A 24,924-nucleotide genomic window follows, 5' to 3' on the forward strand; every position below is an offset into this window, starting at 1 on the left:
TTACTTCGGGTTGAACGGACCACAGCTCAAAAACGGCTGTGGAGCCAGTCGGCCTTGTGATAATAGATCCAAAAGGCAATGGAGCTGAGCAGCCAGGTGAGGGGGTAGACCCAATAGACCATCTGGATGCTCTGGGTCAGCGGGACGGTGATGGTAAGGAACGTCACCCGGACCACGCACCAGAAGACCAGCATGACGGCCATGGGGATCATGGCCTTTCCGGAGCCGCGCAGCAAGGCGGAAATGGAGTGGGAGTAGGCCAGCAGGAAGAAGAAGAGCGCCGAGGTGCGGGCCTTCTCGATGCCGAAGCGGATGACCTCCGGGTTGGAGTCAAAAGCGGCGATGAGCTGCGGCGCAAAGACAAAGACCAGCACGCCGATGATCTCGGCCAGGATGACCGTGGTCCAAATGCCAAAACGCGCGCCCTTTTTGGCGCGCTCCAGCTGTCCGGCTCCCAGGTTCTGGCCGGTGAAAGTGGTGAGTGCCATGGTGAAGCTGGTGATGGGGAGAAATCCGAACCCTTCGATTTTGGAATAGGCCCCGCAGCCGGCCATGGCGATCTCTCCAAACACATTGATGTTGGATTGGACCACCACGTTGGCAAAGGCGATGATGGAGTTTTGCAGGCCGGAGGGGAGCCCCAGCCGGATGATCTGCCGCAGCATTTCGCCGTCAAAGCGGATTTTGGACAGATACAGGCGATAGCAGTCCTGGGTACGCACCAGCTGGATGAGGCAGAGAACGGCGCTGACCAGCTGAGAGATGACCGTGGCGATGGCAGCCCCCTCCACCCCCATGTGGAAGAGCCCGATGAATACCAGGTCCAGCACAATGTTGATGAGAGAGGAGATGATCAGATAATAGAGCGGATGGCGGCTGTCTCCCACCGCCTGGAGGATACCGACAGAAACGTTGTAGAGGACAAAACCGAGGGAGCCGGCAAAGTAAAGCCGCAGGTAGAGCACAGAGTCCCCCATGACATTCTGGGGCGTAGCCATCCATAAGAGGATCTGTGGCGAGAGGAGCATCCCCACCAGGGTCATAACCACACCGGCGGCCAAACCGAAGGCCACGGTGGTATGGATGGCCAGGCGCATGTGGTCGTAGTCCTTGGCACCGAAATACCGGGCGATGACCACCCCTGCGCCGATGGAGACGCCGCTCAGAAAGCCGATGAGCATAAAGATAAGGCTGCTGGAGGAGCTGACCGCGGCCAGCGCGTTGCTGCCAAGAAAATTGCCCACAATCAGGGAGTCGGCGGTGTTGTAGAGCTGCTGAAAAAGGTTGCCGAAGAAGATGGGCAGCGCAAAAAGGGTGATGCTTTTGCGAATGGAGCCGTTGAGCATGGAGGCAGTGCGTTCCTGCTGCAAATCATGTCCCTCCCTGTACGTCGATCTCCTGTCCGGCAGAGCCGACAGGTACACGGCCCATTATAGGACCCTTTTCCACATTGCGCAAGGGCGTGGGGAAAATCGGAGCGCGGATGGCCTGTGGATTGTGCAGATGCCTCAGGGAGAATTAGCGCATGGCCAGAGTTAACACACCTATGGCACAGAGAATGTCTCTGTCTGCCTGATAGGCCGCTGTTTCACAGGAAATGATCCGGCGGACAGCATCTTCGTGCGTAATCCGCGCGGTCATACGCAGATGTACTCCGGGGAGAATCTTATGCTTAAATCTCATCTGATCAATGCCCATAAAGAGGGGAACCATTCCCTGATAGCGCTCTAACGACAACAAGAGGATATCAGCTGTCTGTGCTAAGGCCTCTACGGAGTAAACTCCGGGTAAGACCGGATTGCCAGGAAAATGCCCCTGGAATACCGACATGTCTGGCGAGACATAAAAGCGAGTCTCTATGGAGTCACCAGGAATGAGTTTGCTAACCTCATCGACTAATAAAATAGGGGGACGCTGTGGAATGATGCTTTTAATTTCTTCCAATGTTAGTGTCATTGCCTATACCTCCCGATGGAACCGTTGATCGGCTTGTCTAAATGCATGGGTATAGATACGGTGACTTCTCACTTAATTGTGACACGCAAGCAGGGTGCCAAGCGGTGGATCGAGGAGGGACAGAAAATGGTGAACAGAGGAGGATTTAAATTGTCATTTTTGATAATAAGAAAAAGAAAAATGGAGGAAAAGCACGCTGTTTCAAAGCTTTGCGCGAATTATCATTTTTGACATGGGAAATATCAGTTTTGATAATATATATAAAAATTCTAATATTTTTTGATTTTGCTAAATTTTTCGCCATATTGTCGCTTTTTTCTTGCGAAAGTCGTAATATTCATTCCCATTGATTGAGAGGCGGTTTTCAGAGTGCCATGCTTTTCATATGCTCTCCGGATATATTCATACTCCAATTGTTCCAGAAGAAGAGGAAGATCGATGGGCTGGCTGAGGTCAAAAAGCTCGTGTTTCTCGGTTTCGGAGGTCCTGCGGAATGGGAGATCCTGAGCGATTACCTGGTCGTTTTCTCCCATAACCACAATCTGTTCTACTACATTTTTTAGTTCCCGTACATTTCCGGGCCAGGAATACTGCTCCATGGCGTGCAGCGCTTGGCGGGTCAAAGTTTTTTGGGTGTGATATTTTTCGTTGTAGCGGGAGAGAAATTTTTGCGCCAGCGGCGGGATATCCCTTGTTCGTTCACGGAGAGGGGGCAGGCACAGCTGTACGACGTTAAGCCGGTAATACAGATCCTGGCGAAAGGTTTTCTCTTCCACCATACGCTCCAAATTCCGATTGGTAGCCGCAATCACGCGTACATCAATTTGAATGGGACGGGTTCCGCCCAAACGAACAATTTCTCCCTCCTGAAGGGCACGCAGGAGCTTTACCTGAAGATCCAGGGGCAGTTCTCCGATCTCGTCCAGAAAGAGTGTACCCCGGTGGGCAATCTCAAAGTAACCCATTTTACCACTGGAAGACGCACCGGTAAAAGCCCCTTTTTCATAACCGAATAGTTCACTTTCTATTAAGTTTGGGGATATAGCACCGCAATTTACTTTAATAAAAGGATTTTTGGCGCGCAAGCTGTTTTCGTGCAAAAACTTGGCGATCTCTTCCTTTCCGGTTCCTGTTTCACCGGTAATCAGCACCGTGGAGTCCGTTGGAGCAACCTTATTGGAACGGTAGAGGACTTCCAGCATTTTAGGGTCCTCGGCCACAATATCGGGCTTTTGGTAGAGCTGTTCTCGGATCGCATTGAATCTGGACTGATATTCACTAGCCAATGCACGGGTCCGGGACAGTTGAGCACGCAATTGATCGATTTCCTCAAAATCACGGTTGTTGCTTACGACCATGATAATTTCGCCGTTTTGATTAAAAATAGGGTTGCTGGTAATGTAGGCGGTACGATTTGTCTTATAAAATTTTTGCTCAATGGTAATCGGGCGCCCTGTTTTCAGTACCATCAGCGAGGCAGATTCTGAGATGAGTCCATCCTCCAAATCATGTACATTTTTCCCCAGTATTTCTTCGCGACAAGCGCCGGAAAGTTCCTCATAACTCTTATTTACCTTGATGATACGGCCAGTTCCATCCGTAATAAAAAGGCCGTCCATAGAGTTTTCGATGATGGCGTCCAAGGCATCATACAGATGCCGTGTAAGGCACAGAGTTTCTACCAGTTCCTCATGCGATTTTTGCCGCAGGATAGCTGGATCTGTAGTATAGTCGAATTCTATAAAGTCAAATTGCTCCATAAAGCGGCCTCCTCTCTATGATGGGGATTGCGTCAAATGATCAATTGAATCTGCGGTATTATAAGGAATTTGCCAATTTTATCGTAAAACAGTACTTGATTTGCAAAATAATAGATTTTCATTTTTGATTCTGAAGCTTAGTAAAAAGTAAGTATATAGATATTTTGCACAATATAGAGTGAAAAATCAATAGATATTTTTCTGTTTGGCACATGGCTTGCATGTATTTTTGGGCAAGTGGATTTGTGCCATTGCCAGTTTAGAAATTTGGGCGGGAACTAGGAAAGAGGTGGAGAAGTGGACTTTTCAAATCGTGTGGTGATGCTCACAGGAGCAGGAAAGGGAGTTGGACGTACAACAGCCAAACAGTTTGCAGCTGCCGGTGCACGTGTTGGATTGATCGCTCGTACGCAAACGGATATTCAATCTTTGGAAGAAGAAATACGCCAGAGCGGGGGCCAGGCACGGGCAATTCCATGTGATGTATCAAAAGAATCGGAAGTGAGGAATGCAGTCAAAGCATTGGAAGACATTTGGGGCGGAGTGGATATTTTAATCAACAACGCTGCAATTTTTCGGGGAGGAAAGGTGGATGAGTTGTCACTGGAGGACTGGCAAGCTCCGATGCGGGTCATCTTGGATGGTACATTTCTGTGCTGCAAGTATGTCCTGCCCGGGATGAAGGCCAGAAGATACGGCAAAATCGTCAATATAGCATCCAGTGCTGCCCAGCATGCGTTTCCAGGTTATAGTGCCTATGCAGCTGCAAAAGGTGGTGTGGTCTCGTTTGGGATTACGTTGATGGAAGAGGTACGTGACTATGGCCTCAATGTTAATACGATTATTTTGGGGCTGACCAATACGGCTGAGGTCAAACAGCGCACCAGTATTCCCAAAGAAAAAATGCTTCAGCCTACGGATGTTGCCAATACCATCATGTATCTGTCTTCGGATGAGGCCAGGGGATTTAAGGGAGCTGCATTGGAGTTTTTTGGAGATTATTTATAAAGCAATGAAAAAGGAGCGGTTAATGTGTTAGATCTGGAAACATTGAAAAAGATGTACTATGACATGGTGTTTATCAGACGATTTGAGGAGAAGGTAGACGAATACTCCAAAAAAGGTTTCATTCCGGGATTTGTACACCTGGGAATCGGACAGGAAGCCGTACAGGTCGGAGCGGTGTATGCCCTGAAACCGACGGACTACAAATATCCGGATCACCGCTGTCATGGAGCAATTAGTCTGTTTGGTACGGATAAAAAGGCGGTTATGGCTGAGATCTTTGGCAAAGCCACCGGTATCAACGGCGGACGGGGCGGTTCAATGCATGTGGCCGATTTAAAAGTGCGCAATATGGGAAACAACGGTATCCAGGGGTCCAACGTGGTGTCCGCTTTGGGACCGGCGTTTTATGCCAAGTATAAGCATGAGGATGATGTAACGGCGGTCTTTATGGGAGACGGAACCTTGGGCGAGGGCGCCTGCCATGAGAGCATCAACTTGGCTGCCACCTGGAAATTGCCCGTAGTCTATATCCTTGCGAACAATGAGTATGCCATCGCCACCCATTACTCGGAAGCCTACAATATCAAACAGCTGGCCACTTGGGCGGATGGCTACAATGTACCCCATGAGGTTGTGGATGGAAATGATGTGGTAAAGGTCTATGAGGCGGTCAGCCGGGCGACAGAACATGCCCGGACCGGGAAAGGACCGTTTTTGTTGGAACTGATGACCTACCGATGGCAGGGACACTTCGCTGGCGATCCTGCGGCCTACCGTCCTCAGGAGGAAGTTGATGAGTGGATCAACAATCGCTGCCCCATCAAAAAACTGCGGGAACAGTTGGCCGCACAGGGGATGACGGATAAGGAATTTGATCAGATTCAGTCCGATGTCAATGCCGAGGTGGACACACTGGTGGACTACGCCATGAGTAGTCCGGACCCCAAGCCCGAGGATGCCATGCTGCATGTATACGCAGGAAGAAAGGTGGAAGTACACAATGCCTAGGAAGCTCTCTTTTAGCAAAGCTCTTAACGAGGCCCTGCATCAGTCCATGGAGCGAGACGAGAACGTTTTTATTATTGGCGAGGATGTGGCCAAGATGGGTGGAGACTTTGGCATCACCCAGGGTATCTGGCAGAAGTGGCCAGAGCGGGCCTATGATACGCCCCTGTCCGAGCAGGCTATTATTGGCCTTTGCAGCGGAGCTGCCGCTTTAGGGCTGCGCCCGGTGGCCGAGATTATGTTTGCGGATTTCTTAGGCGTGTGCTTTGACCAGATTGTCAACAATGCCGCAAAAATGAATTTTATGTATGGCGGAGAGGCCAGCGCTGCTATCACAGTCCGGGCTTCCACCGGCGGCGGAATTCGATGTGCATATCACCATTCTCAGTGTGTAGAGCCTTGGCTCATGAACATACCTGGGTTGGTGGTGGTGGCACCCTCCACTCCCTATGAGGCAAAAGGACTGCTGAATGCCTCGATTCGGGATAACAATCCTGTGATTTTCTTGGAACATAAGGGACTGTACAATGTAAAGGGCGAGGTACCCCAGGACTACTATGAATTGCCGCTCTATCAAGCGGAGGTAAAGCGGCAGGGAAGCGATGTCACCGTGGTGGCGACCATGATGATGACGGATCTAGCCCTGAAAGCGGCAGAACAGCTGGCCCAGGAGGGAATCAGTGTAGAAGTGATTGATCCGCGTACCCTGTTCCCGCTGGATAAGGAGACCATTATCCAGTCGGTAGGCCGTACCGGCCGATTGGTGGTTGTGCAGGAAGGACCTCAATTTATGGGGTTCGGCGCTGAGCTGGGAGCGATAGCTGCTTCTGAGGAGCTATTTGAGTACCTGAAAGCCCCTGTCAAGCGGGTGACTTCAGAGGATGTTCCCACTGCATATGCTCCCTGCATGGAGGACTTTATTATGCCCAACCTGGATAAGGTCCTGCGTGCAATCCGCAGTACCGTAGAGTATTAAGTGCAACCGGTCGGGGCGCTTTAAAAGATCCGGGAAAGACCAGCAACCAGTCTGGCGTGCCGCAAGAGATACGTGCCTGTGGATGGGGAAGACTCACCCCGGCCAGAGGTTCAGAGATACCACATAGCTAAACTCTGCCGTATTATGGATGCGCTGAAATCAAAAAAGGAGTCGTGCCATGAGTATTGTTGAAATGCGCCATATCTATAAGTATTTTGGCAATTTTTGCGCCAATGAGGATATTAACTTCAGTGTCGAAGAAGGAGAAATTCATGCTCTTTTAGGCGAGAATGGCGCTGGAAAATCCACGCTGATGAATATTCTTTATGGGCTGTATATGCACGATAAAGGCACCATCCTTATTAATGGTGAGGAAGTGAATATGGGCAGCCCAAGTGTCGCCATTTCAAAAGGAATCGGCATGGTTCACCAGCATTTTATGCTGATACCCCAGTTAACTGTAACAGAGAACATTTTCCTGGGAATGAAGGAGGCTGGATTTGTACTTCACCGCAAGGAGCTTCAGCGGCGCGTGGAGGAATTGAACACAAAGTTTGGGTTTAATGTCAAGTCGGATGCCCTTATTTGGCAGATTCCGGTGGGCGTGCAGCAGAAGGTGGAAATTCTCAAGGTGCTGATGCGTCGGGCCCGTATTTTGATTTTGGATGAACCCTCTGCGGTGCTTACTCCCGATGAGGTAGTGGAGCTGTTTGATTCGGTCAAAGCACTGTCCAGAGAAGGGTACTCCATCATCTTGATCACCCACAAAATGAGCGAAGTGCTCAATTACGCAGATCGAGTTACCGTTATGCGGCAAGGACGGGTTGTGGATACGGTGCGAGTGGCGGAAACAGATGAAAATGCGCTTGCCCGTATGATGGTAGGTCGGAATGTAGATCTGGAGCGTCAAATTACGGGTGGAGAATTTGGAGCTCCTTTGCTGGAGGTCAGTAATCTTACCGTAAAAAACAACAAAGGCTTTGAAACCGTAAAGGGTGTAAGTTTTTCTGTTCGGGAAGGCGAAATATTGGGGATTGCAGGTGTAGATGGCAATGGACAGCTCGAATTGGGCGAAGCGATTGTGGGCCTGCGCCGGATTGAACATGGAGAGATCAAACTGAACGGCAATGTGGTTACCCGCTCCACCATCCGGCACCGTTTGGATGAGGGCTTGGCCCATATACCGGATGACCGCTTGAAAAAGGGTCTGGTGTTGCAGTTCCCGATCAAAGAAAACCTGATTATGGGAATGCAGCGCAGCGATAAATATTCCAATGGAATTTTCATGAAGCAGGCGGCCATTGAGGAGCACGCCAAACAGCTGGTAGAAGAATTTGACGTTCGTCCGGCCGATGTTGAATATTTGGCAGGCGGTCTGTCAGGAGGCAACCAACAGAAAGTGATCCTGGCGAGAGAGGTGGACCGACAGCCTAACGTCATGTTAGCCATTCAGCCTACCCGTGGTTTGGATATTGGAGCCACTGAGTTTGTGCGGCGTAAGTTGGTGGAGGAGCGCAATAAGAAAAAAGCAGTACTACTCATATCCACAGACTTGGATGAAATCATCTCGCTGAGTGATCGCATTCTGGTAATGTACAATGGCACCTTCATGGGAGAAGTAAAATATGACACTCCACTGGAGACGTTCAGCTTGCTGATGGCGGGGTGTCCTGTGAAAGAGATTCCGGAGAGCGGGAAGGTGGTGTAGGCAGTGGAAAAGCTGAAAAGTGCTCTGCGTTCCATTTGGATGCCGGCACTGGCAATTATTGCGGCATTAATTGTCTGCTGGGTGGTGTTAACAGCAGCTGGCTACAGTGCACCAGACGCATTTGGAGCGCTTTGGGACGCTACATTCCGCAATGTCAAATCATTTGGCAATACCCTGAATAAGGCGAGTCCTCTGGTGTTTACCGGTATTGCGGTGGCAGTCTCCTATCGCTGCAGCGTTTTTAACATTGGTACAGAAGGACAATTCCTGATGGGAGCGATCTCGGCAGGGTATGTGGGGATCTATCTGGATATGCTGCCCGGTCCTGTACTGATTGTCCTGATGTGTATTGCCGGTGCCATCGGTGGAGCCTTTTGGGGTATGATTCCCGGCTACCTGAAAGCGCGTCACGGGGTATCTGAGGTCATTACGACCATTATGTTTAATTACATCGCGCTGCAGTTTTTGGGATATCTGGTCCGGGGGCCGCTGCGGGATACCAGCCAGGTGGAACCGCAGTCCTTCAAAATTGCCGAACAAGCTTACCTGAGCTACATCATTCCGAATACCCGTCTGCACATCGGCTTTTTTGTAGCATGCATTATTGCCGTCATTATGTACATCGGACTTTTTAAGACCTATTACGGCTATGAGCTGCGGGCGGTTGGCTACAACAAAGTAGCGGCCCAGTGTGGCGGCGTCAACACCAGCAGCACGATGGTCAAAGCAATGCTGATCAGCGGCGGGATCGCGGGTCTGGGCGGTGCGATTGAGCTGGCAGGAAATACACATTATCTCTTTGAGAATATGTCCCCTGGCTATGGATACACCGCCATTGCGATCTCTGTTCTGGCGAATAATAACCCGATTGGCGTTATTTTTAGTTCTCTGCTGTTTGGATTCCTGAATGCCGGATCGACTGCCATGCAGCGGGCAGCAGATGTATCCGCATCGTTTGTTAACATTTTCCAAGGAATTGTTGTGGTCTTTGTAGCCCTAGCCGCAGTTAGCCATCTGTTGTTGAAGGGATGGGGAAAAAAAGGCTTAAAAACGGTTAAGAAGGGGGCTTAGCCATGGAACAACTGTCGTATTTTCTTGCCGCTACGGTTCGTATGGCAACCCCGCTACTGATTGCTGCGCTGGGACTGTCTATCGCTGAGCGGGCTGGTATGATGAACATTGGTGCAGAAGGCATTATGCTGATGGGGGCTTTTGCGGGCTATGCGGCCACCAGATTGTTAGGCAGCTATTGGTATGGTGCTCTGATTGCCATGATTGTAGGCGTCGCATTTACAGCAATTTTTGCGGTACTTGCTATTTCCTGCAAAACACAGCAAGTGGTCGTAGGTGCTGCAATCAATATGCTGGGAGCGGGAATTACCAGCGTACTCTATCGAAAAATGTTTTACCAGGTAGGAAACGGCATCAGCGGCATGATGGTGGATAGCTTCCCCAATGTGCCCATTCCGCTGCTCAGCAACATTCCGGTGATCGGTGATATGCTGTTTAACCACAATGTTTTGGTCTATATTGCCTTTCTGCTGATAGGGGTTTTCTGGTTTATTATCTATCACACATCTTTGGGCTTGAAGATTACGGCCTGCGGAGAGCATCCCAAAGCGGCTGATTCCCTGGGAATCAATGTGATCCGAATCCGTTATCTGACAACTTTAGCCAGTGGTGCACTGCTGGGATTGGCCGGCGCATACCTCTCCATTGCGCAGACGAATGCCTTTGGCGAGGATATGACAGGTGGTAAAGGCTTTATTGCTATGGCTGTGGTTATCTTGGGAAAGTGGACGCCTTTGGGCATTACAGGAGGCTCACTTCTCTTTGGTGCGGCCAACGCCTTGCAGATGAGTGTCCAAAATTTGGGCGTAAATGTACCGAACAACATTATTATGATGATTCCCTATGTGGCTACGGTAGTGGCTGTAGTTGCGGTAAGTAAGAAAAAGGTGGGCGCTCCCAGTGCGCAAGGTGTACCGTATATCAAATCTTAGGCTTGGCACCTCTGAAAGGGAGAGGTTTCCGTAGGAAGGAGTATGCTGTAATGAAGCACTTTAGAAAAATAGCTGCGACCGTTTTATCACTGTGCCTTTTGATGAGCCTATTCGCCTGTTCTTCTAAACCGATAGAGGAAACAGCTCCAAATAATTCGGCAAATCAGAACCAGACATCACAGGGTGGCGGCGGAGGAGATGTCTCCAGTTTGAAAGTTGCCACACTGGTTCCGGGGTCGGTAACAGATGGAGGATTTTGTCAGCTTGGTGCGGAAGCGACCCAGGCTGTGGCAGATCAACTGGGGTGTGAGGCAGTAACGATTGAGGCCTCCACTGCGGACAAAATGAAGACCGAAGCGGAGACCTTGGCAGAAGAAGGTTATGACATCATCTTTGGGCACGGCGGACAGTATGCCAGCCCCTTTGCCGAGATCAGCGGTGATTATCCGGATACCTGGTTTATTACCGTGGGAGGGACTGAGGTCACAGAAAATCAGTTCCCGCTGAATATTACGTTTGAGGAGAGCACCTATGTAGCTGGCGTCGTAGCCGGTATGATGACACAGAGCAACAAGATTGGTATGTTGGTGGGCGGAGATTTTCCCTCTTACACCAAAACGACCCGTGCTATGGAGCTGGGGGCCAAGAGTGTCAATGATGCGATCGAGTGTATGTTTGCCGTACTGACCAATATTGACATGAATGAAGCCTATGAGACCTCTACCAACCAGATTAATTCTGGCGCCGATGTCATTTTCTCCAACGCGAATGAAGGATCTTTGGGTTCCATAAAGGCGGCTGTGGACAATGACATCTATTGTATCGGTGCGCTGGCCGATTACAGTATGGAAGCCCCTGAAAATTGTCTGCTTTCCTGTATCTGCGACTACAACATAGCGTATGTGGCGGCGGTAGAAGCAGTTGCAGAAGGAATTGAGAAGAGTGATTTCATGTTTATTGGAATGAGCGACGGAGCGGTGCGACTGGTTTGGAATGAGGCTCTGAAGGGACAGATCCCCCAGGAGGTTATTGACGCAGCAGACGATACGATTGAAAAGATTAAGTCCGGAGAGATCGATGTTCCGAATGAGTACGAATAAGATAACTTTTATCCCACATAGGTTTTGAAGAGATTTGCCCTGATAGAATGTTCGATGGAGGAAATTGAATATAAAGAGGAGGGTACTCGATGAAAAAGCTATTTGCGCTGTTTCTTGCACTTGCAATGGTATTGGGCATGGTGGGTTGCTCCAATACGGGAAGCAATGGCGGTGATACTTCCAAACCGACTGCTAGCGGCACACAGGAAGACGGCAATGAGGCTGAAAACCATACTGATGTATCCAATATGAAAATGGCCATGCTGATTCCCGGGTCCCCGACGGATGGAGGCTACTGCCAGTTGGGCGCTGAGGCGGCAGCGACTGTTGGAGAAGAGTTTGGTGTGGAGGTAGTGGTTATTGAGGCTGCCACTGCCGACAAAATTAAAAGTGAGGCGGAGACCCTGGCTGATGAGGGGTATGACATCATATTTGGTCATGGCGGAGAGTACGCCAGCCCCTTTGAGGAAATCAGCGCCGATTATCCGGACACTTGGTTTGTCACCAACGGCGGCAATGTAGTTACAGAGAATCAGTTCCCGGTTAACATTGCTTATGAGGAGAGTACCTATGTAGCCGGTGTGCTCATGGCACTGACGACGAAAACAAATAAGATCGGTATGGTAGTGGGTGGAGACTTCCCGGCCTATACCAAAACTACCCGTTCTATGCAGATGGGCGCTGAGAGTGTCAATCCGGACATTGAGTGTATGTATGCCGTATTATCCAGCGTGGATGCGAATGAGGCGTATGAGACAACCAAAAATCAGATCAATGCAGGTGCAGACTGGACATTCTCCAACGCAGATGCGGGTACGCTGGGTTCTCTGAAAGCGGTCATGGAAACAGACAATGTTAAAAATGTTGGCGCGCTGGCCGATTATAGCAGTGAGGCTCCTGACCATGTGGTAATCTCTACGATCTGCCATTACGACAAGGCCTATATCGCAGCGGTCAATGCGATCCTTGAGGGAATTGACCAGCCGGAAATTCTGTTTACCGGTATGGCTGACGGCTCTGTTACCCTGGTATGGAATGAAGCCTTGGCTGCCGAAATTCCGCAGGATGTCATGGATCAGGTAAATGAAACGATTGAAAAAGTGAAGTCTGGCGAAATTCACGTGCCAAACGAGTATGAATAAGTAGTGCACGTACTTGCCCGCTGGTCTGGAAGGACTCCGGGTCAGCGGGCATTTTAACGGAGCAAAACTGCTCAGTGAGTCATCCGTTCATTCTTTTAGCCTATTTATAAGGCCAGAGCGGCGATGTTTTTGAAGTATGGCACATGGAACATCGGCTCGCTACTTGAGGAGGTTGACCTGCATGTTTAGTTTGACAGAAAACGTCATGGGAGTTGTCAATGAGATTATAACCAACGCAGACGCTCTGGGGTGCAGGATACATAAACTGAATTGTGGCGCCACAGTGGTGGATATGGGACTGGAATGTAAGGGCAGCTGGAAGGGAGCACTTTTATTTACCAGAGCGACCTTGGGTGACCTTGCCATAGTGCAGCTGGGAAATTTTAAGCTCAACGATACCTACTCTTTTGCGGCAGTAGAAGTGTTTGTAGAGCAGCCTATGATTGCCTGTATGGCCAGTGAGATTGCCGGTTGGAGCTTGGGAACCGGGGAGTATGCAACCATTGCCTCTGGCCCAGCTCGCTCTCAAGCGGTGGCAGAGTCGGATCATTACATCCATATGACACCTTACCGGGATCAAAATGATAAGGCGGTAGTGTGTCTTCAGGATATAAAGCTGCCGAATGATGCACTGGCGCTGGAGATCGCACAGGCCTGCCATGTAAAACCGGAGAATACCTATATTCTGATCAGCGATAGCACCTGTATGACTGCCTCCATGCAGGTTTCTGCCCGCATTATTGAGCAGTCCTGCCACAAAATGATGCGCAACGGCTTTAGTGCCGAACAGATTGTCATGTGCCGTGGACGAGCCCCCATTGCCCCTGTCGTCAAGGATGAGTTAAAGACCATGGGACGGATTAATGATGCACTGATCTACGGCAGTGAGGCGGAGTTCTGGGTGGATGCGAGAGATGAGGATATTGAGCAGGTAATCCATAAAATGGTAGGGGTGACGTCCTCGCCAAAGTATGGCGAACTCTTTGCAGATGTGTTTGACAAAGCGGGACGCAATTTCTTCCATGTAGAGGTGGATGTACACTCGATTGCCAAATGCCAGTTCCATAATGTCAATACCGGCCGCTGCTTCCATGCTGGTGAAATTAATTACGAATTGCTGGAACGCAGCTTCTTGAGTTGATGGAAGGTAAGTCAGAACGGGAGGAGAGCAGAGTATGGTAACAGCCGTTAAGATGCCTAAATTTGGTTTGTCAATGGAGGAGGGCACGATCGCCTCCTGGCTGGTTCAGGAGGGCGATACCGTCCAAAAAGGGGATGCCCTGGTGGAGATCAATTCTGAGAAGCTTACCAATACCGCTGAAGCTCCGGCTGACGGCATAGTACGGAAAATTGTTCTTCAAGAAGATGAAACAGCCCTTTGTGGAGAACTTATATGTGTATTGGCAGATTCGGCTGATGAAGACATCTCCTCTGTGTTGAGCGGCACAGTAAGAGAAGATCTTGCAGAGTACGGTGAGCAGACAGCGGCTCCGACTATCTCTCGCCCCGTTCCAAATGAAGAGGTAAAAATTACGCCCAAGGCCAAAAAGAGGGCGGAGGAGTTAGGGCTGGAATATGCACATATTACGGGTACGGGGATAGCTGGTGCCATTACAATTGCTGATCTCAAAAAGTTTGGCCGTCCGAAAGCTGCGGCAGTTCCATCCACTCCGGAGCTAAACTCTGTGCAACCGGTACCCAAAGCAGAACCTGTGCTATGCCGTACAGCTTCTCTGATTCAGCCCATTTATGCCGGTGTGGAGACGGGAGAACAGGTCATTAAAATGTCCCCCATGCAAAACGCGATTTGTAAATCGATGTATACCAGTATGTCGACTTCTGCTCAGACTACACTAGCAACCGAGGCTAATGTACAGAATTTGGTAAAAGTATATCAATCGATCAAAGGAAAGTATGGTGCCGCCGGTATCAAACTCAGCTACACAGCTATGATAATTAAGGCAGTAGCTATGGCACTGGAAAATCACCCTGCTGTCCGGACACAGATGGTAGATGAGGAGCACATTAAGATTTGCGAACAGATTGACATTGGTGTAGCGGTGGATATTCCTGCCGGACTGATTGTTCCGGTCATTCGAAAGGCAAATCTGAAAGATCTGCGTACCATTTGTGTCGAGTTGGCAACCTTGACCGATAAGGCTAAGACTGGCCGCTTGGAACAGACGGACTTGGGAAATTCTGTGACTACGATAACAAATCTAGGAATGTTTGGAGTTACTTATTTTACGCCTGTTCTCAATGCACCGGAGAGTACGATTCTGGGAGTTGGAGCCATCATTCGGAAGCCCGTAGACCACAATGATGGCATCTTTATGGAACATGTTATGAATTTGAGTCTGACCCATGATCACAGGGTGTCGAACGGCGCTCCCTGCGCGCGTTACCTTCAGGAAGTGGTGGAAGGACTGCAGAATTTCCGGTGGTGCTAGTTCTTCTTTGAAGCAGAAAGATTAGGGCAATTGAGGTCAAAGCATAAGATCGACAATATTCTGTACCGGTGTTTGGAAAATTGGGCAAGTAGAAACTGCCAGAGGTCATGGACCTCTGGCAGTTTCTACTTCTATACGATTTTAAACGATTTATGGAATCTTTCTGGATTATTTGCATTGTGATAACAGCTTTGATAGAAAAAATTATTGGATTTCAAAGAAAGATATCCCATAAAAAGTGTTAGTGGAAAGATTCGCTGGGATCGTATGCGCCCAGCTCTCTTGCGGCTTTTAGCATGGCATAAAAGTTGGCTGGCGGGGTCAGGTAACTGATGGTACACTCAGGCGTAAGCACAAAGCCGCCGGGGAAATACTTCATTTTCTTCAAAATAGCCGCGCATTCCGCATAAACTTCTTCCGGCGTTCCATTTTGAAGGGTAATGCTGCGTACGTTTCCGCCCAAAATAAAATCAGGGCCCATGACTTTTCCCAGATACTCCAAATCGGTCTCGGCGCCCACTGTAATCAGAGTTCTTCCGTGGAAGGGGATGTTTGCCTTGATGATGGGAAGATTTTTATCATGACGGCCGCACAGATGCAGGCCCGTAATGGGGATATTCCACTCCCGATACGTTTCAAAGATCTCCACCAGATAGGGCAGACAAAAGGTTTCAAACTGGCGCGGGGAGAGAAGTGCATTGGACTCCAATGGACAGGCCATTCCGGCACCCAGAGGTTCTGGTCCAAACTCATCCAGATATGCCTGAGCCAAAAAATAGATATAATCCGTGGCAAAACGCATCAGGCGGTGGACCAGCTCGGGTTTTTTGATCATCCAGCGGACCAGATTTTCTGCGCCGACCAAGTACTGCACCACACTGGTGGGGGAACCGGCAAATACAGAGACGCCCTCTCCGTTGCGGTAGCAGATCCGGTTGAACTCCAGGATGCGTTTGGCATCAAATGTCTCATCAATGCTGCGCGGCAGGGTGAGCTTTTCCACATCGGCCTCTGTTGGAGCGGCCAAGCGGGACGCATAGGGCAGAGAAAGCCGTGGCTCCTGCGGAATAATGACCTCGCCGCCTGGAAAATCTCCGGCGATTCCAGAGGACACGTCATAGCATTTTCCGCCGTCATAGCCGAACAGTTCCTGACACCAGATTTGGCTGCGGTATGCATTCTCGGGGAAATTATACCACTCGTAAGTTGACATTCCGCACATGACACCGGCAAAGGCCTCCATATGGGGGATGACCGGGACCCGGTCCGGGCGCTTTCCTGCAAACAGACATGCCATGCGTTCGCTGCTCGTCATTCTATCCATTGTTCCCTCCTATGGTCATTGGTCGGAGATGGGCTGATGCTCCATGATGTTGAGAAATTGACGAATGCGCTCTTGCTTTGGGTGGTCCAGAATCTCATCGGGCCGACCATCGGCGGCAATCTCGCCGCCGTCCATAAAGAGCACACGGCTGGCCACACTGCGTGCAAAGCCGATCTCATGGGTTACCACCAGCATGGTGGACCCCTCACGAGCCAGCTCCTGCATGACACGCAGTACTTCTCCAACCAGCTCAGGGTCCAGCGCTGAGGTCGGTTCATCAAAGAGAATGACATCCGGATTTACGGCCAATGCACGGGCGATGGCCACACGCTGCTGCTGTCCGCCGGATAGCTTTGAGGGATAGAAGTCTTTCCGCTCCTCCATCCCCACTTTCTGGAGCAGCCTGAGGGCAGTTTCCATTGCCTCGGACTTGGGGCGGCGGTGGACCGTGATCAGTGCTTCGGCTACATTTTCCAACGCAGTCATATTTCGAAACAGATTGTAATTTTGGAATACCATGGCCAGGTGTTTTCGCAGGGCAAGTACATCCTGCTTCCGGTATTTCTGGGCATCCACCCGCACATCACCCACGGTTATAATGCCGCTGGTGGGAGTGACCAGGTAATTCAAACAGCGCAGCAGGGTGGATTTTCCGGTGCCGGAAGGCCCCAGTATGGCAACCACATCGCCCTGCTCGATGCGCAGGTTGATGTCCTTCAATACCTGTGTGGGTCCAAAATTTTTATAGAGATGTTCAATTTGAATCATTTTATTTCCTCACTGATAGACATTCAGAGCTTTTTCCAGTTTGCGCTGGAGAAAACTGAGGATGATAGAAAGAATCCAATAGATTATGGCCACATCCAAATAAATCTCGAAGAAATTGAACTGACGGCTGCCCTCGTAAATACCGCAGGCCATCATTTCGGTGACACCGATCGTAAATGCGATGGAGGTTCCCTTGATCAGATCGATCAGGGAATTAAACAGGGAAGGCAATGCCACTCGCATGGCTTGCGGGAATACAATGCGGCGCATATACTGCAATTTGCTCATGCACAGCGATTCGGCCGCCTCAATCTGGCCCTGATCTACCGATGCAAAGGAGGCACGGATCGTCTCGGACATATAGGCGCCGCTGTTCAGCGCCAGGGTAACCACGACGGCGTAGGTGGGGGAGAGCTTGGTCAAAAATTGATTTAAGGTAAAAATACCAAAGTAAACGAGAAAAAGCTGTGTAATCAGGGGAGTACCGCGGAAAAAGGAGACGTATAGCTGTACCAGGGGGGAGAGAATGGCGATTTTGAAATAGCGGATGAAGGCCAGCACAAGGGCGAGCGCAAAGGCGAGGACCAGTGCCAGTACGGAAAGAAACAGCGTGACCTTCGTAGCATCCAATAGGGTAGGGAACACTTCTACCATATATACAAGGTCCAATTGGTCAAACAAAACGGGATACCCCCTCAATCCATCCAGATATAAGCTAGAAAAGCGGGTGGGACAATGATTTTGTCCCACCCGTTTGTAGTGTGCTCAGTCGTTGAACGCGCTTACGCTTCGGGCTGCTCCGTCACGTCCGCCCCAAACCATTTGATAGACAGCTCTGCCAGGCTGCCATCTTCGCGCATGTCGTTGATGGTATCGTTTGCCATCTGGCGCAGGTCCTCATTGGTACCCTTGAGGAAGGGGAAGATATCGGTTTCGGTGATTCCGTTATAACCGCTGACCTTCAGTCCGGAGACATCGCCGTTCTTGATCAGGTAAGAACCCTGGGGGATGGAGATGCCGACCGCATCCAGACGGCCCAGACGCACATCCTCATAGGCGGCTGCCGTGTTGGAGTAGATCACCTGCTCGATTTTGCCCTCGGGATCTGCCTCGTTGTACATATCGATATCGACGCTGCCGGCGATGACACCCACGCTCTTACCGAAAAGGTCCTCAATGCTGTTGACATCGTCGCTGTTTTCATTGATGAACCATCCGCCGGGGCTGTACATATAGGGATCGGAGAAGTCATACTTCTCTGCACGCTCTTCCGTAGCGCTGACCTGGCAGAGGATCGTGTCGATCTTTCCAGTGTCCAGCATCGTAAAGAGACCGGCTACATCGCTGGAAATGGTATACTCCAGCTCCAGATTGTTGCGCTCGGCAATCTCCTTCCAGATATCGACCTCATAGCCGACCAGCTCGTCGCCCTCCATATAATTGAAGGGAACGTGGGCGCCATAGGCACCAATGCGGACGACCTTGCTCTCCTCACTGCTTGTCGCTTCTGCGGAGGGAGCGGGGGTAGCGGAAGTGGCGGGAGGAGTGGACTGGGAGGCACTGGAATTCGAGCAGCCAGCCAGAGCGGCCACCATCATAGCCGCAATGCCAAGAGACAACATACGCTTCATGTTCAGGAGAAACCTTCTTTCTTTCCAATTCAGACAATTTATTTTTGCCCCAAACATCTTAGCATTCTTTTTTTTGCATTTTCCAATCATTTCTATCTATAATTGGGTGCATTCTAAATTGGCGATAGCTATAAAAGGAGCAGAGGGGTTCTAGTGAAGAAGCGGCTTGGAAGGCGCTTTCACACAGCGGCACAAAAGCCGGTTTGCGGCAGCACGTCCTGGAGGAAAGGCAGAAGTTTTGGTGAGATCTGCCATGGTTAACGGACAGACCATCAGAGCGGTGCGGTCTGCGCAGTACTCAGATGCGGCCTGTAAAAAAGGCAATGTGAATAACTGCAGGATTGCCTCGGTGTAACGCGGTCCCAGAATCGTTCCGGTTCCAGCGGGGTCGGCATAGGAGATGGCATCAGCTCCGGCGCAGCAGATGGCCCCTACATATTCCAGCATCAGCGGAACCAGTTGTTCCAGAAAAGCAGAGACAGCATCCGGCTGCTTTCGCCAGGCCCGGAACAGAGAGGAGAGATCCATCAGACAGCTTAACATGGAGATGGGGCCTGTGATTTGAAAGGCCACCTTATTTCCGGTGCGGTGTAATTCCTGACAGGCCGCCAACAGATGCTGGATTTCCGGGGTGTGCACAAAGGAGCGCAGGGGAATTTGGGAGAGTGTCTCGTATACATAGCGCCCGGGGCGTGGACCGGCCGCAGCATCCGCTGGCAGAATGTCCGCCCCCAGTGCCTTTGCCTCTACGGTGTGACAAAAGGGGAGAATGGCGTATCCGGTACCAGTCGTTTCCCCCATTGCCTGTGCAAGACGGGCAATGGTTGTTTCATTCTCATAGATGCTGCTTGCCTTGATTCCCAAAGAGGAGAGCATTTCTTCGGAGATCAGATATTGATCTCGCTGACAACAATATTCCTGCATTCTCTTACGAACCCGTCCTTTTGTATGTCTGGACAGTCTGTACCATTGCCTGGATATTTTGAAAAGGGGCAGTGACCGGCAGACCACATGCGGGGGAAACAATGTCGACCCCGTTCTTGAGTGCGGTCTTGGTCAGGGCAGCCACCCATTCGGGCTGCATCGTTCCCAGCGCGTGCGTGCTGATGTTGCCCATGACCGCTTTGCTGCCCAAATAAGGCCTGATTTCCTCCGGCTGGACCATGGCATCAAAACTGAACACATCACAGTGAATCTGATCCAACAGCCCGTAAATACTGTGGAGCCTTCCGCAAATATGGACGATTTTTACCGGGACCTCCACTGCGTCCAGAATTTGATTGATATAGGGCAGCGCATAGGTTTGAAAATGGCGGGCGCCCAAAATCTCACCGGTGCCACTGGGCTCGGAAATGCAGAGGACATCTGCTCCGGCCTCGATCTGTGCTCTGGCGTAACGGATGAGCTCGTGGGTGATCCTTTCCAGTAAATGGACACAGGTCTCCGGACTCTTCCTCATTTCCTTCAGCAGCGCCGTCATATCGACCAGAGTTCCGGCCACGCTGACGGGTCCGGTCACATTGCCGATTGTGGGAACGCCGTCATTTTCCTGCTTCAACATGCGGATTGCCTCCAGCACACAGTGCGGACGCCCCTGGGTCAGATCCATGGAGGTCAGACGGTCGGCTTCCCCGGAGGAGTGGAGCGGGCTGTATGTGACATGCGGCTCCACATGTGCGCCGCCCAGGTCTACGACAGCCCCCATGGCCTCCGCTTCTACCGTCATGCAAAACGGCACGCCGTAATTCTCAAAGCCGCCGTTTTGCCGCATGACCTTGGCCAGGGCGGCCATTTTTTGAGGATCGCAATGTGCCTCTGGCCAGAAGCTGTTTGCGGCTTCCATCGCTTCGTCTACGATCATGTTCATCATGCCGCCCGGGCAAATACAAGGGGGACGATCTGTCGTCCCCCCATGAGCGGCGTCTTGAAGGCGCTGGATGTAAGACTGTTTTTCCATCCGATGCTCACCCTACCAGACGTGCGACCAGTTTGACCGCTTCCGTTGCACTGCTGGAATATCCGTCCGCTCCAATCCGCTCTGCAAATGCGGGGGAGATCGGAGCCCCTCCCACAATGACTTTGACCTGACTGCGCAGACCGGCGGACGTAAGGGCTTCAATGACCTGACGCATATAGTCCATGGAGGTCGACATCAGGGTGGACATCGCCACCACCTGGGCATTTTCCTCTTTTACGGCGGAGACAAAGCGGTCGGCGGGCACGTCGCGCCCCAAATCCACCAGTGTATATCCGGCCGATTCCAACATGATTTTGACTAGATTTTTACCAATATCATGGGTATCTCCCTGAACGACGCCAATGATGATTTTGCACGGTTGCTTTTCCGACTCCTGTGGAAGCAGGGGCCGCAATACCTCCAGGCCGTTGTACATCGCGCTGGAGCAAATGAGCATTTCCGGAATGAAATATTCTTCCTCATCATAGAGCGTGGCGGCACGGTTCATTCCGTCCACCAATCCAAGAAGGATGCCGTCTACCGGGTCATAGCCCTGGGATGCGTACATGCGGGCCACATCCGCGACGGTGTCATCTTCCATTTCCAGTACACAGCGGGAAAGTTCCTTTAAAAGCCCCTCTTTACTGGTATCCATAAGGCGGTCTTCCTTTCTCTGGTTCCGCGGCAGCGTGCCGCAAGCGATGGTTGCATTTTAAGTTCATCCTAGCAAACTGTTACGATACTGTCCGATTTGTTTTATAAATATTAACGGCTTGTTTTATAAGAAATTTCGATAAAAATGGGCTGCGGCCTCCTTTTTTGGCCGGACTGATGGCCCTCGATTGACAACCGCCGGCGGAATCCCTAAAATAGCTACAGATCGTCAGAGCGATGTAGCAATATACAGAAAAATTATCCCATCGGGAGGTTACCATGCTGCGAGTCAATCCTACAGAAAGCAGTATTTTGGACCAGCTCCGGGTCCAGGGGATCCTATTGGAAAGCCCCTGCAATGGAAAAGGCGTATGCGGGAAATGCAAAGTTCGGATTTTGCGGGGAAATGCGGGGCCGCTCACAGAGACGGAGCGCAGCTTTCTTACGATGGAAGAAATAGAACAGGGGATCCGTCTGGCCTGTATGGCAGTACCGGTGGAGCCAGTGGATCTGGACCCGCTGGAGCTTTTGAAGACGGAACATACGCAAGTGCTTGGAAGCAGTGCCATGCCGGCGGTTTCCCTGCAGCCGGCAGTTACCGCGCAGCCTGTACCAAAGGACAGAGAGTGGAGCGGGAACTCGCTTGCAGAGACAATCTTACCGCCAGAGAAGCAGCCGGCCCTTACCCTGCTGCGCAACCTTGCATCTCTGCCGGGGGATACCGAAGTGGAGGTCGTCTCCTATTTGGGGAGACCCGTGGACCTGATCCGGAGGACTCCGCTCTGGGGGATGGCGGTAGACCTGGGAACCACTACGGTATCGGTCTCTCTGGTGGACCTGCGTACCGGGCAAGAAGTGTGTGAAGATGGCTTTGTCAATCCACAGAAGGCATTTGGACTGGATGTGCTCTCGCGGATTCAGTACACTTTGGAACATTCCACTGGAATAGCGGACCTGCAGCGCACCATTGCAGAGGCGCTGCAGAGCTGTGCAGAACGGTTGAGCCATCAGGCGGGAGGGAGCGTCAGAGATATTTTTGAAGTCTCTGTGGCGGGAAATGCGACCATGATCCACCTGCTGTTGGGGGTCCACCCGGCTTCGCTCAGCCAGACGCCATTCCGTACGGTTTTTCGGGATGCCGTCACCGTGCCGGCAGCACAGGCTGGACTACACCTCCATCCGGAGGCCGTTCTCTACTGCCTTCCGGCCGTCTCCGCCTATATTGGGGGAGACATTGTGGCTGGTGCTTTGGCCGAACGGCTGGATGAGCGGGAAGACACGGTCTTTTTTGTGGATATCGGGACAAACGGCGAGATGATCCTGTGCCGCGATCATAAATTGGTGTCCTGTTCCTGTGCGGCAGGTCCGGCGCTGGAAGGTATGAACATCGGATGCGGCATGCGCGCTGCACAGGGGGCCATTGAAGCGGTGTCCTTGCTGGACGACCGGATCGAGTTACATACCATTGGCTCCGGAACCCCAAAGGGGCTGTGCGGAAGCGGTCTGTTGGATGTGGTCAGCCAAGCGGTGGCAAAGGGAATCATCAACAAGCGGGGAAGGATCGTGCCAGAGCATCCTCTGGTCTGTGAGGACGCCAATGGGAAGCGCCAGATTACGCTTTCGTCCAAGCAAAACATTTCCTTGACGCAGGGGGATATCCGGCAGGTACAACTCTGCAAGGGGGCCATTCTCTCCGGATGTCAGTGCCTGTTGGATGAGTTGAAACTGCGTCCGGAGGAGATTGACCATGTACTGGTCGCCGGGCAATTTGGGCGCCATCTCTCCCCGGAGAGTCTGGTGGGGGCAGGCCTGCTGCCCCCTGCATTTGCGTCCAAAATTTCGTATGTAGGCAATTCTTCCCGGGCGGGGGCCACCATGTGCCTGCTCTCTCAGGCAGAGCGGCGGCGTGCGCAGAGGATGGCGCGAGCGATCTCCTATGTGGACTTGTCGACCAAGTCAGGGTATGAGTCCAGCTTCTTATCCTGCATGAGTTTTGATTTGAGGGCAGATTAAATGGGAAAAATCATACTGGTATCTGGTTTTTTAGGGGCAGGGAAGACCACCTTTATTCGCCGCTTGCTGAAATGTACTGCCCCAGGTCAAAAAACGGCTCTGTTGGAAAATGAGTTTGGGACCTGCAGCGTGGATGACATTCTGCTTCAGCGCCGAGATCTTCCGGTGAGCACATTGGCCTCGGGGTGTATTTGCTGCTCTCTGTCCGGCGCTTTTGACCAGGCCATCCGTACGTTAGAGCACTCATACCATCCCGATCTGCTGGTGATAGAACCCTCTGGATTAGCCGAGTTGAGTGTGCTGCTGAATACCTGCCGCAGCGTGTCGGATGAACTGGGGATAGCTCAGGTCAGGGCAATTACCATTGTCGATGCGGAGATGCATCAGACCTATGTGGAAGATATGGGGATGTTTTATCTGGACCAGATTCGACATGCGGATGCCATTATCTGCAGCAAACTGGATCTGGTATCCCCGCAGACAGCCGGGGCCGTGTACACTTCTCTGCTGGAAGAAAATCCTGACGCCCATATCTGGGCCTGTCCATGGGATGCGCTTGATGTTTCAAGCGTTTTGGAGCAGGTGTCGGGGGAAGGAACATCCTGTGTGCCTGTGTCGGGACACGGACATGTGCATACAGCCGAGCTGTTTACATCGGAGGTGTTTCATCCCTACCGGCCTCGCACGGCCGCGCAGTGGGAGGAAGAACTGATGAAACTGAGCGATCCTGCAAGGGGACAAATCCTGCGTGCAAAAGGTTTTTTGCCGTTGGAGGATGGTGCATGGATACAGGCGGACTATACCCCCGGGCATGTGTATCTGCATCCCTGGGGAGCGCCCTGTGAGAGCATCTTGACGGTGATCGGCCGGAATATGAATCGTTCGGCGCTCTCAGAGCAATTTGAGAAAATAGAATCTTAAAAAACAGAGGACGGAAGGTTTTCGAAAGAGAAGACCTTCCGCCTTTTTGTTTTGAGACAGGGCGGTACCGCGATTGTGGGATGCGAAGGGTGCCTGTTTCGCCTTGGGCGAGGGTGTGGGGAAATTGGATGAAAAACGGTGTGGGATGGAGCGGAAGATCCCGCGGGAGAAGGGCTTGAATGGGTAACGGATGGGGACAGTCTGGACTGGAAGGAGATACCCGCGTCTGAGATTACCAAGAGGGTGACAGAGAAAGTCCAGCCGGGCTCGATCGTTCTCTTTCATAATGCCGCGCTCCATACGCCGGAGGCTCTGCCGGCCATTCTGGAGACGCTGCTGCAAAAGGGATATACCTTCGTGCCCATCTCTCAACTGATTCTGAGCGGGGAGTATACCATCGATCACACCGGGCGGCAGCTGCCTTGTACTTCTGAGGGGTAGCAGACAGAGCGGATGCGGAAGAATATCTTAAAAAAGTTACAGAGTCAAGATAAAAAGACAACAAAACTTACAAAAGTGTCGTTGTGGTTTACTAGATAATTTGGTAA

At 51.2% G+C, this 24,924-nt stretch carries 23 protein-coding genes; 13 read left to right on the forward strand and 10 right to left on the reverse strand.

Annotation, left to right across the window (positions count from 1 at the left end; translation table 11 throughout):
- Window positions 1-26: 26 nt before the first annotated feature.
- The 3 genes from GPK94_RS03980 to GPK94_RS03990 all read right to left on the reverse strand — a co-directional run bounded on the left by GPK94_RS03980 (window position 27) and on the right by GPK94_RS03990 (window position 3,716).
- Entirely contained in the window at window positions 27-1,370 is a 1,344-nt protein-coding gene (locus GPK94_RS03980) for an MATE family efflux transporter (RefSeq protein WP_346727984.1), read from the reverse strand.
- A 148-nt stretch (window positions 1,371-1,518) separates the two neighbouring features.
- Window positions 1,519-1,956, reverse strand: a complete 438-nt coding sequence (locus GPK94_RS03985) for a beta-hydroxyacyl-ACP dehydratase (RefSeq protein WP_215654599.1) — start codon at window positions 1,954-1,956, stop codon at window positions 1,519-1,521.
- Between the two features lie 269 nt (window positions 1,957-2,225).
- Window positions 2,226-3,716 (reverse strand): sigma 54-interacting transcriptional regulator, encoded by a 1,491-nt coding sequence (locus tag GPK94_RS03990; protein WP_215654601.1) that lies wholly within the window; start codon window positions 3,714-3,716, stop codon window positions 2,226-2,228.
- Between the two features lie 297 nt (window positions 3,717-4,013).
- Between GPK94_RS03990 and GPK94_RS03995 the strand changes: the two genes are divergently transcribed.
- The 10 genes from GPK94_RS03995 (at window position 4,014) to GPK94_RS04040 (ending at window position 15,108) form a co-directional block, all read left to right on the forward strand.
- Complete coding sequence (locus tag GPK94_RS03995; protein ID WP_215654603.1) at window positions 4,014-4,724, forward strand: SDR family NAD(P)-dependent oxidoreductase; 711 nt, start codon at window positions 4,014-4,016, stop codon at window positions 4,722-4,724.
- A 24-nt stretch (window positions 4,725-4,748) separates the two neighbouring features.
- A complete protein-coding gene (locus tag GPK94_RS04000; RefSeq protein ID WP_346727985.1) occupies window positions 4,749-5,732 on the forward strand; it encodes a thiamine pyrophosphate-dependent dehydrogenase E1 component subunit alpha in 984 nt (327 codons plus the stop codon).
- Window positions 5,725-6,705: an alpha-ketoacid dehydrogenase subunit beta gene (locus tag GPK94_RS04005; protein ID WP_215654605.1), complete on the forward strand. Its 981-nt coding sequence runs from the start codon at window positions 5,725-5,727 to the stop codon at window positions 6,703-6,705. The genes GPK94_RS04000 and GPK94_RS04005 overlap by 8 nt, the downstream gene beginning before the upstream one ends.
- 178 nt (window positions 6,706-6,883) lie before the next feature.
- Entirely contained in the window at window positions 6,884-8,413 is a 1,530-nt protein-coding gene (locus tag GPK94_RS04010; RefSeq protein ID WP_215654607.1) for an ABC transporter ATP-binding protein, read from the forward strand.
- A gap of 3 nt (window positions 8,414-8,416) precedes the next feature.
- On the forward strand, window positions 8,417-9,484 hold the full coding sequence (locus GPK94_RS04015; protein WP_215654609.1) for an ABC transporter permease: 1,068 nt from the start codon (window positions 8,417-8,419) through the stop codon (window positions 9,482-9,484).
- 2 nt (window positions 9,485-9,486) lie between these two features.
- Window positions 9,487-10,416 carry an ABC transporter permease gene (locus GPK94_RS04020; protein ID WP_215654611.1) on the forward strand — a complete coding sequence of 310 codons (930 nt, stop codon included), beginning with the start codon at window positions 9,487-9,489 and terminating at the stop codon, window positions 10,414-10,416.
- Between the two features lie 50 nt (window positions 10,417-10,466).
- Window positions 10,467-11,516, forward strand: a complete 1,050-nt coding sequence (locus GPK94_RS04025; protein WP_215654613.1) for a BMP family protein — start codon at window positions 10,467-10,469, stop codon at window positions 11,514-11,516.
- Between the two features lie 89 nt (window positions 11,517-11,605).
- The gene (locus GPK94_RS04030) at window positions 11,606-12,658 is read left to right on the forward strand and encodes a BMP family protein (protein WP_215654615.1); all 1,053 of its coding nucleotides are present in this window, start codon (window positions 11,606-11,608) and stop codon (window positions 12,656-12,658) included.
- 181 nt (window positions 12,659-12,839) lie between these two features.
- Complete coding sequence (mch, locus tag GPK94_RS04035; RefSeq protein ID WP_215654617.1) at window positions 12,840-13,799, forward strand: methenyltetrahydromethanopterin cyclohydrolase; 960 nt, start codon at window positions 12,840-12,842, stop codon at window positions 13,797-13,799.
- A gap of 34 nt (window positions 13,800-13,833) precedes the next feature.
- Window positions 13,834-15,108 carry a dihydrolipoamide acetyltransferase family protein gene (locus GPK94_RS04040; protein WP_215654619.1) on the forward strand — a complete coding sequence of 425 codons (1,275 nt, stop codon included), beginning with the start codon at window positions 13,834-13,836 and terminating at the stop codon, window positions 15,106-15,108.
- A 241-nt stretch (window positions 15,109-15,349) separates the two neighbouring features.
- Here GPK94_RS04040 and GPK94_RS04045 read toward each other — a convergent pair whose 3' ends face one another.
- The 7 genes from GPK94_RS04045 to GPK94_RS04075 all read right to left on the reverse strand — a co-directional run bounded on the left by GPK94_RS04045 (window position 15,350) and on the right by GPK94_RS04075 (window position 21,443).
- Window positions 15,350-16,432, reverse strand: a complete 1,083-nt coding sequence (locus GPK94_RS04045) for a uroporphyrinogen decarboxylase family protein (RefSeq protein WP_215654621.1) — start codon at window positions 16,430-16,432, stop codon at window positions 15,350-15,352.
- A 15-nt stretch (window positions 16,433-16,447) separates the two neighbouring features.
- The gene (locus tag GPK94_RS04050; protein ID WP_215654624.1) at window positions 16,448-17,200 is read right to left on the reverse strand and encodes an amino acid ABC transporter ATP-binding protein; all 753 of its coding nucleotides are present in this window, start codon (window positions 17,198-17,200) and stop codon (window positions 16,448-16,450) included.
- 9 nt (window positions 17,201-17,209) lie between these two features.
- A complete protein-coding gene (locus GPK94_RS04055; RefSeq protein ID WP_207724982.1) occupies window positions 17,210-17,881 on the reverse strand; it encodes an amino acid ABC transporter permease in 672 nt (223 codons plus the stop codon).
- A 101-nt stretch (window positions 17,882-17,982) separates the two neighbouring features.
- The gene (locus GPK94_RS04060; RefSeq protein WP_215654626.1) at window positions 17,983-18,831 is read right to left on the reverse strand and encodes a transporter substrate-binding domain-containing protein; all 849 of its coding nucleotides are present in this window, start codon (window positions 18,829-18,831) and stop codon (window positions 17,983-17,985) included.
- Window positions 18,832-18,981: 150 nt separating this feature from the next.
- Window positions 18,982-19,755: a uroporphyrinogen decarboxylase family protein gene (locus tag GPK94_RS04065; protein ID WP_215654628.1), complete on the reverse strand. Its 774-nt coding sequence runs from the start codon at window positions 19,753-19,755 to the stop codon at window positions 18,982-18,984.
- A 4-nt stretch (window positions 19,756-19,759) separates the two neighbouring features.
- Window positions 19,760-20,788 carry a uroporphyrinogen decarboxylase family protein gene (locus GPK94_RS04070; protein ID WP_215654630.1) on the reverse strand — a complete coding sequence of 343 codons (1,029 nt, stop codon included), beginning with the start codon at window positions 20,786-20,788 and terminating at the stop codon, window positions 19,760-19,762.
- Between the two features lie 7 nt (window positions 20,789-20,795).
- Entirely contained in the window at window positions 20,796-21,443 is a 648-nt protein-coding gene (locus GPK94_RS04075; protein ID WP_193538740.1) for a corrinoid protein, read from the reverse strand.
- A gap of 278 nt (window positions 21,444-21,721) precedes the next feature.
- On the opposite strand from GPK94_RS04075, the gene GPK94_RS04080 reads away from it, so the two are divergent.
- From GPK94_RS04080 to GPK94_RS04090, 3 genes are all read left to right on the forward strand, one after another.
- Window positions 21,722-23,455, forward strand: a complete 1,734-nt coding sequence (locus tag GPK94_RS04080) for an ASKHA domain-containing protein (protein ID WP_215654632.1) — start codon at window positions 21,722-21,724, stop codon at window positions 23,453-23,455.
- Window positions 23,456-24,376, forward strand: a complete 921-nt coding sequence (locus GPK94_RS04085) for a GTP-binding protein (RefSeq protein WP_215654635.1) — start codon at window positions 23,456-23,458, stop codon at window positions 24,374-24,376.
- A 243-nt stretch (window positions 24,377-24,619) separates the two neighbouring features.
- Entirely contained in the window at window positions 24,620-24,817 is a 198-nt protein-coding gene (locus GPK94_RS04090; protein ID WP_235964340.1) for a hypothetical protein, read from the forward strand.
- The last annotated feature ends 107 nt before the right edge of the window (window positions 24,818-24,924 follow it).

The sequence above is a fragment of the Pseudoflavonifractor sp. MCC625 genome (assembly GCF_018784545.1).
In the GTDB taxonomy this organism is placed as follows: domain Bacteria; phylum Bacillota; class Clostridia; order Oscillospirales; family Oscillospiraceae; genus Pseudoflavonifractor_A; species Pseudoflavonifractor_A gallinarum.

Bases quoted from the DNA above. Each gene is read 5' to 3' on its own strand.
- GPK94_RS03985 (WP_215654599.1), bottom strand. From the start codon at position 1,956: ATGACACTAACATTGGAAGAAATTAAAAGCATCATTCCACAGCGTCCC.
- GPK94_RS04060 (WP_215654626.1), bottom strand. From the start codon at position 18,831: ATGAAGCGTATGTTGTCTCTTGGCATTGCGGCTATGATGGTGGCCGCT.
- GPK94_RS04080 (WP_215654632.1), top strand. From the start codon at position 21,722: ATGCTGCGAGTCAATCCTACAGAAAGCAGTATTTTGGACCAGCTCCGG.
- GPK94_RS04005 (WP_215654605.1), top strand. From the start codon at position 5,725: ATGCCTAGGAAGCTCTCTTTTAGCAAAGCTCTTAACGAGGCCCTGCAT.
- GPK94_RS04085 (WP_215654635.1), top strand. From the start codon at position 23,456: ATGGGAAAAATCATACTGGTATCTGGTTTTTTAGGGGCAGGGAAGACC.
- GPK94_RS04075 (WP_193538740.1), bottom strand. From the start codon at position 21,443: ATGGATACCAGTAAAGAGGGGCTTTTAAAGGAACTTTCCCGCTGTGTA.
- GPK94_RS04045 (WP_215654621.1), bottom strand. From the start codon at position 16,432: ATGGATAGAATGACGAGCAGCGAACGCATGGCATGTCTGTTTGCAGGA.
- mch (WP_215654617.1), top strand. From the start codon at position 12,840: ATGTTTAGTTTGACAGAAAACGTCATGGGAGTTGTCAATGAGATTATA.
- GPK94_RS04030 (WP_215654615.1), top strand. From the start codon at position 11,606: ATGAAAAAGCTATTTGCGCTGTTTCTTGCACTTGCAATGGTATTGGGC.
- GPK94_RS04050 (WP_215654624.1), bottom strand. From the start codon at position 17,200: ATGATTCAAATTGAACATCTCTATAAAAATTTTGGACCCACACAGGTA.
- GPK94_RS04025 (WP_215654613.1), top strand. From the start codon at position 10,467: ATGAAGCACTTTAGAAAAATAGCTGCGACCGTTTTATCACTGTGCCTT.
- GPK94_RS04065 (WP_215654628.1), bottom strand. From the start codon at position 19,755: ATGCAGGAATATTGTTGTCAGCGAGATCAATATCTGATCTCCGAAGAA.
- GPK94_RS04070 (WP_215654630.1), bottom strand. From the start codon at position 20,788: ATGGAAAAACAGTCTTACATCCAGCGCCTTCAAGACGCCGCTCATGGG.
- GPK94_RS03990 (WP_215654601.1), bottom strand. From the start codon at position 3,716: ATGGAGCAATTTGACTTTATAGAATTCGACTATACTACAGATCCAGCT.
- GPK94_RS04020 (WP_215654611.1), top strand. From the start codon at position 9,487: ATGGAACAACTGTCGTATTTTCTTGCCGCTACGGTTCGTATGGCAACC.
- GPK94_RS04010 (WP_215654607.1), top strand. From the start codon at position 6,884: ATGAGTATTGTTGAAATGCGCCATATCTATAAGTATTTTGGCAATTTT.
- GPK94_RS04040 (WP_215654619.1), top strand. From the start codon at position 13,834: ATGGTAACAGCCGTTAAGATGCCTAAATTTGGTTTGTCAATGGAGGAG.